Source organism: Pseudomonas sp. 1152_12 (genome assembly GCF_052850675.1).
In genome coordinates this window covers 200,971-212,857 of record NZ_VXCW01000009.1, presented here as the reverse complement: position 1 = coordinate 212,857, position 11,887 = coordinate 200,971, and the positions used below count along the sequence as shown (strand labels likewise).

The 11,887-nt window shown below is 59.1% G+C and carries 11 protein-coding genes; 7 read left to right on the top strand and 4 right to left on the bottom strand.

Translation table 11 applies throughout. The features are described 5' to 3' along the window. Nucleotides 1–37: 37 nt before the first annotated feature. Nucleotides 38–1,465 (bottom strand): exodeoxyribonuclease I, encoded by a 1,428-nt coding sequence (gene sbcB, locus FW764_RS18665; RefSeq protein ID WP_446435133.1) that lies wholly within the window; start codon nt 1,463–1,465, stop codon nt 38–40. A gap of 167 nt (nt 1,466–1,632) precedes the next feature. On the opposite strand from sbcB, the gene FW764_RS18660 reads away from it, so the two are divergent. The 6 genes from FW764_RS18660 to FW764_RS18635 are packed head-to-tail and all read left to right on the top strand — an operon-like array spanning nt 1,633 to nt 8,303. Then, nucleotides 1,633–2,325 (top strand): RDD family protein, encoded by a 693-nt coding sequence (locus tag FW764_RS18660; protein WP_446435132.1) that lies wholly within the window; start codon nt 1,633–1,635, stop codon nt 2,323–2,325. Beyond that, nucleotides 2,322–3,302: a stage II sporulation protein M gene (locus tag FW764_RS18655; protein WP_446435131.1), complete on the top strand. Its 981-nt coding sequence runs from the start codon at nt 2,322–2,324 to the stop codon at nt 3,300–3,302. The genes FW764_RS18660 and FW764_RS18655 overlap by 4 nt, the downstream gene beginning before the upstream one ends. Continuing rightward, complete coding sequence (locus FW764_RS18650; RefSeq protein ID WP_446435130.1) at nt 3,289–4,818, top strand: DUF4129 domain-containing protein; 1,530 nt, start codon at nt 3,289–3,291, stop codon at nt 4,816–4,818. The genes FW764_RS18655 and FW764_RS18650 overlap by 14 nt, the downstream gene beginning before the upstream one ends. After that, nucleotides 4,815–5,972, top strand: coding sequence for a DUF4350 domain-containing protein (locus FW764_RS18645; RefSeq protein WP_446435129.1), 1,158 nt, complete (start codon nt 4,815–4,817; stop codon nt 5,970–5,972). The genes FW764_RS18650 and FW764_RS18645 overlap by 4 nt, the downstream gene beginning before the upstream one ends. Then, the gene (locus FW764_RS18640) at nt 5,969–6,964 is read left to right on the top strand and encodes an AAA family ATPase (protein WP_446435128.1); all 996 of its coding nucleotides are present in this window, start codon (nt 5,969–5,971) and stop codon (nt 6,962–6,964) included. The genes FW764_RS18645 and FW764_RS18640 overlap by 4 nt, the downstream gene beginning before the upstream one ends. 7 nt (nt 6,965–6,971) lie before the next feature. Then, nucleotides 6,972–8,303, top strand: a complete 1,332-nt coding sequence (locus FW764_RS18635; protein WP_446435127.1) for a DUF58 domain-containing protein — start codon at nt 6,972–6,974, stop codon at nt 8,301–8,303. 88 nt (nt 8,304–8,391) lie between these two features. Here FW764_RS18635 and FW764_RS18630 read toward each other — a convergent pair whose 3' ends face one another. After that, complete coding sequence (locus FW764_RS18630; protein ID WP_446435126.1) at nt 8,392–8,751, bottom strand: PilZ domain-containing protein; 360 nt, start codon at nt 8,749–8,751, stop codon at nt 8,392–8,394. 221 nt (nt 8,752–8,972) lie between these two features. Next, entirely contained in the window at nt 8,973–9,347 is a 375-nt protein-coding gene (locus tag FW764_RS18625) for a tetratricopeptide repeat protein (protein ID WP_407019911.1), read from the bottom strand. A 175-nt stretch (nt 9,348–9,522) separates the two neighbouring features. Between FW764_RS18625 and pyk the strand changes: the two genes are divergently transcribed. After that, on the top strand, nt 9,523–10,974 hold the full coding sequence (gene pyk, locus FW764_RS18620) for a pyruvate kinase (protein WP_446435125.1): 1,452 nt from the start codon (nt 9,523–9,525) through the stop codon (nt 10,972–10,974). A gap of 162 nt (nt 10,975–11,136) precedes the next feature. Here pyk and FW764_RS18615 read toward each other — a convergent pair whose 3' ends face one another. Next, on the bottom strand, nt 11,137–11,886 hold the full coding sequence (locus tag FW764_RS18615) for an enoyl-CoA hydratase (protein WP_446435124.1): 750 nt from the start codon (nt 11,884–11,886) through the stop codon (nt 11,137–11,139). Nucleotide 11,887 lies beyond the last annotated feature (1 nt).

Sequence of the window (11,887 nt, the reverse complement as noted above, 5' to 3'; positions counted from 1 at the left end):
GCGTTTTTTATTGTCCGAATAATCTGCAATTTCCTCTCTACAGATTCAGGCGAGCGGCTAAAGAGTCGGCATACTCCTGCCACTGATCCACTACCTGGCACTGAAACGATGTAGCAGTAACAGCCAACTCTTCGCGCGCCTGTTTAAATGCCGAGAGGGTATTGGGCGCTCCCCATTGCGCCTCCGACAACCGTTGCTGACAAAAAAGTTTCCAGCGCTGTTGCTCCTCGATGTTCAAGGTGTCTGGGAAGTTACGCGCGCGGTAGCGGAATAATAATTCCGGCAAACGATGATCATCAAAAGGCCACTGCTGATGTGCCAGATGAGCAGGCTCAGCTGCCCGGACTTGTTCACATAAACGACGGTCGCGGTCGCCAATAAAACCATCATAGAGCTGCTGCTCCGGGTCTGTACTCGGCGTAAAGTCATCCTCGGCATAAATAACCGCCAATTTATCGCGCCATACTTCTTGTGCGTCAGTTAGTCGCAGCGCCCGCGCCTGAAACGCTTCCATATCCAACTGCAATCGTTCACGGTCCTGTGCCCGCAGCACATTCAATGGCGCTACGACCGGGCAGCGGTTGATATGCAACAACTTGAGCGGCACCGGCAGCTCACCTGCCGCCAGATCATCACGACGTGTATAAAGACGCTGGCGCAAGGTATCAGCGTCCAGATCCAGTAACCCCTGCGGGTCGAGCCCAAGGTCACAGACAATCAACGCATTACGATTGCGCGGGTGCCAGGCCAGGGGCAGGACCACGCCCAGGTAATGACGCTCGGCGGAAAAACGCCCGGAAATATGCACCATGGGTTGCAGCAGGCGTACCTGATCCATCACCCGCTGCTTGCTGCGCAACTGAAACAGCCAGTCATACAACTTGGGTTGTTTCTCACGCACCAAACGCGCCAAGGCAATCGTGGCACGTACGTCCGACAAGGCATCGTGAGCCTGGCCATGATCAATCCCATTGGCCTCGGTCAAGCGCTCAAGCTTGAGCGTTACGCGCCCATCCTGCTCAGGCCAGACAATGCCCTCGGGGCGCAGCGCGTAGGCTGTGCGTACCACATCAATCAAATCCCAGCGACTGTTGCCGCCCTGCCATTCACGGGCGTAGGGGTCAAAAAAGTTGCGATACAGGCTGTAGCGCGTCATCTCATCGTCAAAGCGCAGGGTGTTGTAACCGGCACCACAGGTGCCTGGCGTGGCCAGCTCGGCATGCACACGGGTCATGAAGTCGGCTTCGGCCAGGCCCTTTTCCGCCAGGATCGCGGGGGTAATACCGGTGATCGCGCAGGCGACCGGATGGGGCAGGATATCGTCGCTGGGTTGGCAATAAAGATTGACCGGCGGGCCGACCTCGTTGAGTTCGAGGTCGGTACGAATACCGGCGACCTGCAGCGGGCGATCGCTGCGCGGGTTGATGCCGGTGGTTTCATAGTCGTACCAGAAAATAGAGGTCACGGGCTGTTCCTGTACAGAAGATCGGCAAAGTCTAGGCGCTGCAAGGCGTCCGCGGCCAGCGATACATTAGCTGTACAAACATCCAGCAAAACCTGGAAGGGTTGCTTCCACCGTCGACACTGCTAGCATCCGTGTCTCTCAGCCGCTTTGCACTGCCAAGGATCGCAATGCCATCAGCCCCTTTGGATACCCGTTACCAGATCGAGACCCCGGAGGGCATTGATCTGCCCTTGCGCCCGGCAGGCCTGCCGCCACGCGCACTGGCCTTTGCTTTCGACCTGGGCATTCGTGGGTTGATCATGGGGATCCTGCTCGTGCCTCTGGCGCTGCTGGGCAACATCGGCATTGGTCTGGGCTCGTTGCTGCTGTTTCTCCTGAGCTGGTGGTACATGGTGCTGTTCGAGGTACTCAACCAGGGTTGCTCCCCCGGAAAGCAGGTCATGGGCCTGCGGGTGGTACAGGACGACGGCACACCTGTCGGCTGGTCCGCATCATTGATCCGTAACCTGCTGCGCTTTGTCGATATGCTGCCTTTCGGGTACTTCACCGGCGCCATCAGTTGCCTGCAGCATCCTCACTTCAAACGCCTCGGCGACTTGGCCGCCGGCACCCTGGTGATCTATCGCGAACAGCCCTTGGCGCGCCCCCAAATTCCTCAAGCGACCGCCCTGCGCCTGCCGTTTGCGCTGGACCTCGGCGAACAGCGCGCCATTCTCGGCTTTGCCGAACGCCAGGGTGAACTGTCCAGCGAGCGCGTGCATGAGCTGGCCTCAATCCTTGCCGCGCCGCTGCAAGTGTCTCCGGCACGGGCCGTGGAACAGCTCAATGGTGTGGCACGCGGTTTGTTGGGGCCAACATGAAACAGAGCCAGTTCGAAAGCCGGCACCAGGCCCAATGGCAGGCCTTTTCCGAGCAACTGAAACAGCTGGAACAAGGTCGTGCCAAGGCCAGTGACGTGGCTGACTTCCCCCATCACTATCGACGTTTGTGTCAGCACCTGGCTCTGGCCCAGGAGCGCGGCTACAGCAGCTACCTGGTCGACCCACTGCAGCAACTTGCCCTGCGTGGCCATCAACAGTTGTATCGCCACCGCAGCCAATTGAGCGCGAACATAGTAGCCTTCATTCTGGCCGACTTTCCGCGACTGGTGCGCGAGCAGTGGCGTTTCGTCCTGATCGCCAGCCTGCTGTTCTTTGGCAGCCTGGTGGGTATAGCCCTGCTGGTCTACCTGTTTCCAGACCTGATCTACAGCATCGTCAGCCCCCAACAGGTCGCAGAGATGCAAGGCATGTACGACCCGGATGCCAGCCGCCTGGGGCGCGCCGCCGAACGCGCTTCCAGCGAAGACTGGATGATGTTTGGCTACTACGTGATGCACAACATCGGCATCGCCTTCCAGACCTTTGCCGCCGGCCTACTGTTTGGCCTGGGCAGCGTGTTCTTTCTGATTTTCAACGGTTTGATCATCGGGGCGATCTCCGGGCACCTGACCGAAATTGGCTATGGCCAAACCTTCTGGTCATTTGTCATCGGTCACGGTGCGTTCGAGCTGAGCGCCATCGCCCTGGCCGGCGCGGCAGGGTTGCAGCTGGGCTGGGCGCTGATCGCTCCAGGGTCACTGGCGCGCAGCGAATCCTTGCGTTTGGCGGCGCGCAAAAGCGTGCAAATGCTCTGCGGCGTCATGGTATTCCTGCTGATTGCAGCCTTTATTGAAGCCTACTGGTCTTCCACCACAACCATCGCACCTTGGGCCAAATACCTTGTCGGCGCTACGCTTTGGCTGCTGGTGGCCGCTTACCTGACCCTTGCTGGACGGACTCGCCATGCGCCTGAGTGATGCCAGCGTGGTGATACGTCCCCGCACCGCCTGGGAAGCCATGGACCTTGGCGTCTTAATGGCCCGGGAATATCGTCTGCTGTTGATGAGCAGTTGGGCGCTCGTGAGTTTGCCAGTGTTTGCCCTGCTCACCGCCCTGCTCTGGGATCATCCGTCTATCGCACTATTCGTGTTCTGGTGGCTCAAGCCGGCATTCGACCGCTTGCCGCTGTATATCCTGTCCAAGGCCCTGTTTGGTGAAACGCCAAGCATCAAACAGGCCGTACGCCATTGGCCGCGACTGCTAAAAAGCCAACTGCTGGTCAGCTTGACTTGGCGTCGACTGAGCCTGAGTCGCAGTTTTGTACTGCCAATTAGTCAACTTGAAGGCTTGGGTGGCCAGGCGCGCCAGCAACGCCTGGGGGTACTGCTGCAACGCAACGCCGGCGCCGCGCGATGGCTGACCATCATCGGAGTACACCTTGAAATCGGCCTGTGGTTTGGTTGCATGGCGATGTTTTATCTATTTATCCCCGATCAGGTTGAATCGGATTGGGACTGGCAACGCCTCGCACTCGCGGCGGGCTCAGACTGGCTGTGGCTGGAACACCTGCCCCATGCCTTCTACGCGCTGATCCTGGTGTTTTGGGAGCCCATCTATATTGCCTGCGGCTTCAGCCTCTATCTCAATCGTCGCACCGTACTGGAAGCCTGGGACCTGGAGTTGGTATTTCGCAGATTGCGCCAGCGCCTGAGCAGTGTTGTGCCGCTGCTACTGCTGGTTGTCGGGCTGATGCTGATACACACAAGCACGCCGGTCATGGCTGATGATTCGAACGCCCGCACTCAACTTAGTACTCAAGCAGCCTCCCAGTCGGTCAAGACCGTACTGGAACAACCCCCTTTCAAAAACCCGGAAACCGTCACCCGTTACCGTTTTGGCGATGAAAAGCCTGCGGCGAAAAACCAAGCGCGTGGTGACGGCAAATTACCGGCCTGGCTTCAGTCACTGCTGGACAGCCTCAACAGCACTACCTTCAAACATGTCGGCCAAGGATTGGAAGTAATCCTGTGGAGCCTGGTGATCGGCCTTTTGGCGCTGCTGGTCTGGCGCTACCGCGACTGGTTGCGTGCCTTCGTCGGCCGGCGCCCGGAGCGCAGCGCTAAAATTGTCAAGCCGGCGCCAGCGCAATTGTTCGGCCTGGAACTGGGTATCGAGACGCTGCCGGAAGACATCGCCAGTACCGCCGAGCAACTGTGGCTCACTCAGCCACGCGAAGCCCTTGGCCTTCTCTACCGAGGCCTGCTCAGCCGGTTGCTGCATGACTACCACCTGCCGCTGAAAAGCGCCGATACCGAAGGTCAGGTCCTGGAGCGTGTTCACCAGCTGCAACAACCGCACCTACTGGCGTTCAGTGATGAATTGACCCGACACTGGCAGAACCTCGCTTACGGTCACCTTCTGCCTCCTGTCTCTGCCCAGCAAAAACTCTGCAGCGATTGGCGTGCATTGTTCAGTTCGGGAGCCGCCCGATGAGCCGCCCATTAGTGTGGATCGGGGCGCTGCTGGCGTGCCTGCTGGGAGTCGGGGCATTTTACGCCTGGCAAAAGGCGATTCCTTATGACGAAGTGGTAGATCGCGGCCCATCCCCCCAAGCCCGGCAGAACCCCTATCTGGCAGCCGAGTACTTTCTACGCGAGCAAGGCCTGGCAGTCGCGCATGCCAATAGCCTTGAACGGCTCTCCAACCTTCCCGCCAAAGGCAATAGCCTGCTACTCCTGGGCGAACGCAGCAACATGACCCCGCGCCAAGTGGATCAACTGTTGGCGTGGGCGAAGTCCGGGGGGCATCTGCTGGTGGTCGCCGAAGCGTTATGGGATGAGGAAACAGGTAAAAGCGGTGACGTGCTGCTTGATCGTCTGAACATCCACCAACTGATGAGTGACATCTTTGACGAACCGGCGGCCTCACGCAAAAAGAAAGCGCCGGACCTGACCAAACTCTATGTCGACAATGAAACCGCTCCTGCCTATTTCAGCTTCGATACCGCCTTCAACCTCACCGACCCCGAGCACGTGGCGCAGTTTTCCGCCAACAGTGCCAAGTCCAGCCACCTGATGCAACGCGACCTTGGGCATGGCACCGTGACAATTGTGACCGACAGCGACCTGTGGAAAACCCCAGCCATCGGCAAACACGATAACGCTTGGTTGCTGTGGTACCTCAACCAGGGCACTGACGTGACTTTGCTGTTCAACAGCGACGGCGACAATCTACTGACGCTCTTGCTGCGCTATTTCCCCCAGGCCCTGGTAGCGCTTGTCGCGCTGATTACACTGGCACTATGGCAAGCCGGTATGCGCCAAGGCCCGATCCAGGCGCCTGCACCCAAGGCACGTCGGCAATTGCAGGAACACTTGAAGGCCAGCGCCGATTTCTTGATGCGCCGCAGCGGCCAAGGCGCTCTTTTGCAAGCCTTGCAGCGCGACGTGCAGCGCGCTGCAAGGCGGCGGCACCCAGGCTTTGAACACCTCGAAACCGCTGAACAGTGGCAGGTACTTGAACGCCTGACGCGCCAACCCTCCCACATTGTCAGTCAGGCCCTCGGCCCACTGGCGGCAAAACGGCTCAGCAGCGCCGATTTCAGCCGTCAGGTAGCGTGCCTGCAAACTCTCAGGAATGCCCTATGAGCGATTATCCAGCAGCCATGGCACCGACGATCGAAAGCCTCCAACACGCCAGTGCGCAGGCACAAGCCCTGCGCGTCGAACTGCGTAAGGCGGTTATTGGCCAGGAGCAAGTGATTGACGACGTACTCACCGCATTGATCGCCGGCGGCCATGTACTGCTCGAAGGCGTACCAGGGTTGGGCAAGACGTTGCTGGTACGCGCCTTGGCCCGTTGTTTCGGGGGCGATTTCGCGCGTATCCAGTTCACACCGGATCTGATGCCCAGCGATGTCACCGGCCACGCCGTGTATGACCTGCACACCGAGCAGTTCAAGCTGCGCAAGGGGCCACTGTTCACTCACTTGTTGCTGGCTGACGAAATCAACCGCGCCCCGGCCAAGACCCAGGCCGCACTGCTCGAAGCCATGCAGGAACGCCAGGTCACACTTGAGGGCGAGGCGCTGCCCATCGGCCAACCGTTCATGGTGCTGGCCACCCAAAACCCGATCGAACAGGAAGGTACTTATCCCCTGCCCGAGGCCGAATTGGACCGGTTCATGCTCAAGGTGCGCATGGACTACCCCGATGCACAGCAGGAGCTGGATATGGTGCGCGAAGTGACCCGTTCATCCAGAGCAGACATGCTCGATGTGCAACCGTTACGCACCGTGCTGCAAGCCCAAGACGTGCTGCAACTGCAGCAGATCGCCAGTGAGCTGGCCTTGGACGAACAAGTGCTCGACTACGCCGTACGCCTGGCACGCGCTACCCGAACCTGGCCTGGGCTGGCCATCGGCGCCGGCCCTCGTGCCTCCATCGCTCTGGTTCGAGGTGCCCGAGCCCGGGCTTTGTTGCGCGGTGGCGAATTCGTCACCCCGGACGACATCAAGGGCTGTGCGCTGGCGGTGTTGCGTCACCGGGTGAGAATTGCACCAGAGCTGGACATTGACGGCCTCGAAGTAGACCAGGTGCTCAAGCAGTTGCTGGACCAGATTCCGGCCCCCCGGCAGTGATGTGCTCATGAAGCCGACCCGACTTTTGTTGAGCTGGCTCGGTGCGCTACTGGGTCTGAATATCATGCTCGGCGCAGCAGCGGCGTTGCAGTTAAAGGTGCCCGACACCTTGCATTCGGTGGCCTGGGGCCTGCTGCTGGCGCTGCTGTTACTCATGTTATTGGATGCCGCACGCTTGCGTCGCCGCCCCGGTGTGCATGTGCAGCGGCAAATGCCCGGCAGCCTGGCGCTCGGACGCTGGGGCGACGTTCGCCTGACCCTGACCCACACCTTCGCGCAGCCACTGACCGTGCAGGTGTTCGATCACGTCCCAGATGGCCTGAGTATGGAAAACCTGCCTCAGTCCATAGAACTACGCCCCGGTGAACGCAGCGAGCTCGGCTATCGGCTACGCCCTCTGCGCCGCGGGCACTTCCGTTTCAGCCGCTGTGAAATTTACCTGCCAAGCCCCTTCGGGCTGTGGTCGGCACGACGCTTTATCGAGGTTGACGATACAACTCGCGTCTACCCGGACTTCGCTCGTTTATACGGTGCCCAGCTGTTGGGCGTGGATAACTGGCTGAGTCAACTGGGTGTGCAACAACGTCAGCGACGCGGGTTGGGGCTGGAATTTCATCAACTGCGTGAATTTCGTGAAGGCGACAGCCTGCGCCAGATCGATTGGAAAGCCACCGCACGACAACGCACGCCGATCGCCAGGGAATACCAGGATGAGCGCGACCAGCAAATTGTGTTCATGCTTGATTGCGGCCGACGCATGCGCAGTCAGGATGACGAGTTAGCGCATTTTGACCATGCGCTCAACGCATGCCTGCTACTCAGCTACGTTGCGCTGCGCCAGGGCGATGCGGTGGGTCTATGCACCTTTGCCGGCGACCAGTCGCGTTACCTTGCACCGGTCAAGGGAAGCGGCCAGTTGAGCCTGCTGCTCAATGCTGTGTACGACCTCGATACCACCCGACGCACCGCCGACTACCAGGCTGCCGCCAGCCAACTGCTGGCTCGGCAAAAACGTCGGGCGCTGGTGATTGTGGTCACTAATCTGCGGGATGAGGACGATGAAGCACTGGTGACGGCGGTCAAGCGTATGAGTCGACAGCACCGGGTACTGGTGGCCAGCCTGCGCGAAGAGGTTCTTGAACAACTGCGCCAAGCCTCCGTACAAACCTTGCCCGATGCTCTGGTTTATAGCGGTACGGTGAGCTACCTCAATACTCGAAACGAACTCCACGAACGCCTGAGCGCGCATGGGTTGTCTGTATTGGATACGTCGCCGTCGCAGCTGGGAGCCGCCTTGGTTACGCGCTATCTGAGCTTGAAGAAAGCCGGCGCCTTCTGAAACAAACGCTCTGGCAAAAGTGCTCTAAAAACCAATGTACGACCGAGTTCGGGTAACAATCCCGAACCAAGCCGACAATGCACAGCGTCTAGGCGGATGCCTGTAATGGATCGAAACTGAAGTAATTCAACAGGGCCGTGATCAGTTGCCCGTACTCTTCGCTGGCCTGAATCACATTGAACCCGGAGTCATAATGCTGAGGGTTGATATCCTCATGGCTCCACAAACAGGTCGCTGTGATGTCAATCGTTTGGAACTCGCCGTCCGCCCCAGGAATTTTCAGGCACAACTCGAAATCGACGTCGACCATCATAGGCAACTGGCTGATCAACAGCAGCCCGTCCTCGGAAACATTGCCCAGAAAGCCGATAGGTTTGTCGGTAAGGCGATTGAACACTTGTAGGAAATAATTTAATTGGTGCCGTTCGATCCGTCGGTGAGTAAACATGTGAGATTGCCATCCAATGGCCACACATTGGCCGTGCCAGTGATTCGGAACAAGCCAATGGCTCGCTCTCCCTGGATCTCGGTGTGACGGTACATCGCAATAGTCACTGAACAGCTGCCGAATCCGGGCCTCGCATTCGTTCGAATAGTAACTTGTACAAACGAACCTCTAAAGGATAGCCCAAGAATGGCGACGGGCCAGCTATAACATGACAATTTTCATTACAAAGACGCCGGACGTGGCTGTGCAGCACTGGCACCGGGGTAATGCCCCAACTGCTGCAGGGTGTCGAGCCGGGCCCGAGCGCGGTATGCGTACTCGCTTGTTGGGTATTGGCTGATGATGAACTGATAGGTTTGTACGGCATCAACGAACAATTTCTGCCGTTCCAGGCATTGTCCGCGCAACATCGACACCTCCGGTTGCACATATCGACGGGTGCGGCTCTCACGGTCGACCTGGGACAACTCCAGGGTCACGCGCTCGCAATCACCCACGCCATAGGCGCGGTAAGCGTTGTTCAAATGGTGATCCATTGACCAGCGGGTACAGCCGACAACACTGACGGCCAAGGCAGCAACGAGCAAAATTCGCATGAGGGTTCTCCTGTCTTGAGCAGTGTATCGACCCCTCGTCGAAAATCTTCAAGGATGTTGGTCTATTCAACCGCGGCAAAAACAAGCCAATCGCCGATAAGTAGTGCAAACGAACAATGACTACAACGAAAGAGCATAGTAGCCTTCTCCAGCGCTTGAACTCAGGAGTCTGTGCATGTCCGTCCGTCGTACCAAAATCGTCGCCACCCTTGGCCCGGCCAGCAACTCGCCGGAAGTCCTCGAACAGCTGATTCTGGCTGGTTTGGACGTTGCCCGTCTAAACTTCTCCCACGGCACCCCGGACGAGCACAAGGCTCGCGCCAAGCTGGTGCGTGACCTGGCTGCCAAGCACGGCCGCTTCGTGGCACTGCTGGGTGACCTGCAAGGCCCGAAAATCCGTATCGCCAAATTCGCCAACAAGCGGATCGAGCTGAAGATTGGTGACACGTTCACCTTCTCCACCAGCCATTCGCTGACCGAAGGCAATCAGCACGTCGTGGGTATCGATTACCCGGACCTGGTAAAAGACTGCGGTGTCGGCGATGAGCTGCTGCTGGATGACGGTCGCGTGGTCATGCGCGTCGACACCGCCACCCCGACAGAACTGAACTGCACCGTGATCATCGGTGGCCCGCTGTCCGACCACAAAGGCATCAACCGTCGCGGTGGCGGCCTGACGGCACCGGCCCTGACTGAAAAAGACAAGGCCGACATCAAGCTCGCCGCCGAAATGGAAGTGGACTACCTCGCCGTGTCCTTCCCACGCGACGCTGCCGACATGGAATACGCCCGTAAACTGCGCGACGAAGCCGGCGGCACCGCCTGGCTGGTGGCGAAGATCGAACGTGCCGAAGCCGTGGCCAATGACGAAACCCTCGACGGCCTGATCAAGGCATCCGACGCCGTGATGGTTGCCCGTGGCGACCTGGGCGTGGAAATCGGTGACGCCGAACTGATCGGTATCCAGAAGAAGATCATCCTGCACGCACGCCGCCACAACAAAGCGGTCATCGTGGCGACCCAGATGATGGAGTCAATGATCCAGAACCCGATGCCGACCCGCGCCGAAGTGTCCGACGTGGCCAACGCCGTGCTCGACTACACCGATGCCGTGATGCTTTCGGCTGAAAGTGCTGCCGGTCCTTATCCGCTGGAAGCCGTTCAGGCCATGGCGCGTATCTGCGTCGGAGCCGAAAAGCACCCGACCAGCAAGACCTCCAGTCACCGTATCGGCAAAGTATTCGAAAGCTGCGACCAGAGCATCGCGCTGGCGGCCATGTACACCGCCAACCACTTCCCGGGCGTCAAAGCGATCATCGCCTTGACCGAAAGTGGTTATACGCCGTTGATCATGTCGCGTATCCGTTCCTCGGTGCCGATCTACGCGTTCTCCCCGCACCGCGAAACCCAGGCCCGCGCAGCCATGTTCCGTGGCGTGTACACCGTACCGTTCGACCCGGCTTCGCTGCCGCCACATGAAGTCAGCCAAGCTGCCATCGACGAGCTGATCAAGCGCGGCGTGGTGGAAAAAGGCGACTGGGTCATCCTGACCAAAGGCGATAGCTACCACACCATCGGTGGCACCAACGGCATGAAGATCCTGCACGTTGGCGACCCAATGGTCTGAGTGACACGCTGAAAAACAAAAGCCCCGCCATGTGAATGACGGGGCTTTTTGCATTTCAACGCCTGGTGACGGGTTAAATAAAAGGGCCTCATCGCAGGCAAGCCAGCTCCAACGTTGGGGCGCGGTCAACTGTGGGAGCCGGGCTTGCCCGCGATGGCGTCGTCAGCGCCTGGCAATAAACCCTGACAACGCCGCAATCGCTTCCGGCGATTTCAAGCGCTGAGTAAACAACGCCCCCTCTTCCTCGATGACCCGCCGCAACTGCTCGCGATCAACACTTTTCATCAGGTGTTTACTGACCTGCACCGCCCCCGGCGCCAGGGTTTCAAAGCGCTCGGCAACCTCCCGCGCCTTGGCCAATGCCGCTTCGCCGCTGCCCAACACCTCGGTCGCAATTCCCCATGCCGCCGCCTGCTCCCCGGTGAAACCTTCGCCGAGCAGCAACAACTCCGCCGCTTTCGCATGCCCCAACAGACGCGGCAGGATCAGGCTGGAACCAAACTCCGGACACAGCCCCAAGTTGACGAATGGCATGCGCAAGCGCGCATCGCGGCTGACATAGACCAGGTCGCAATGCAGCAGCAGCGTTGTACCAATGCCCATCGCCGCGCCAGCCACAGCGGCAATCACCGGTTTGCGGCAATTGAGCAGGCTCCTCATAAAGTGAAACGGTGGGCTGTCGAGGTCGCGGGGCGGCTGTTCGAGAAAATCGCCAATGTCATTGCCGGCGGTAAAACACTCGCTGCTGCCCTGAATCAGCACGGCGCGTATATCTACATCCGCATCGGCCTGTTCCAACGCTTCGGCCATTTGGGTGTACATGGCGCGCGTCAGGGCGTTTTTCTTGTCGGCGCGGTTGAGCTGCAAGGTCAGCAGCCCGCGTTCGCGTTGCAGCACAATAGCATTGGTCATG

What these genes read in the sequence shown, in the direction of transcription:
- FW764_RS18660 (WP_446435132.1), top strand. Translation starts at nt 1,633, where the DNA reads ATGCCATCAGCCCCTTTGGATACCCGTTACCAGATCGAGACCCCGGAG.
- FW764_RS18625 (WP_407019911.1), bottom strand. Translation starts at nt 9,347, where the DNA reads ATGCGAATTTTGCTCGTTGCTGCCTTGGCCGTCAGTGTTGTCGGCTGT.
- FW764_RS18640 (WP_446435128.1), top strand. Translation starts at nt 5,969, where the DNA reads ATGAGCGATTATCCAGCAGCCATGGCACCGACGATCGAAAGCCTCCAA.
- FW764_RS18635 (WP_446435127.1), top strand. Translation starts at nt 6,972, where the DNA reads ATGAAGCCGACCCGACTTTTGTTGAGCTGGCTCGGTGCGCTACTGGGT.
- FW764_RS18650 (WP_446435130.1), top strand. Translation starts at nt 3,289, where the DNA reads ATGCGCCTGAGTGATGCCAGCGTGGTGATACGTCCCCGCACCGCCTGG.
- FW764_RS18655 (WP_446435131.1), top strand. Translation starts at nt 2,322, where the DNA reads ATGAAACAGAGCCAGTTCGAAAGCCGGCACCAGGCCCAATGGCAGGCC.
- FW764_RS18630 (WP_446435126.1), bottom strand. Translation starts at nt 8,751, where the DNA reads ATGTTTACTCACCGACGGATCGAACGGCACCAATTAAATTATTTCCTA.
- pyk (WP_446435125.1), top strand. Translation starts at nt 9,523, where the DNA reads ATGTCCGTCCGTCGTACCAAAATCGTCGCCACCCTTGGCCCGGCCAGC.
- FW764_RS18645 (WP_446435129.1), top strand. Translation starts at nt 4,815, where the DNA reads ATGAGCCGCCCATTAGTGTGGATCGGGGCGCTGCTGGCGTGCCTGCTG.
- FW764_RS18615 (WP_446435124.1), bottom strand. Translation starts at nt 11,886, where the DNA reads ATGACCAATGCTATTGTGCTGCAACGCGAACGCGGGCTGCTGACCTTG.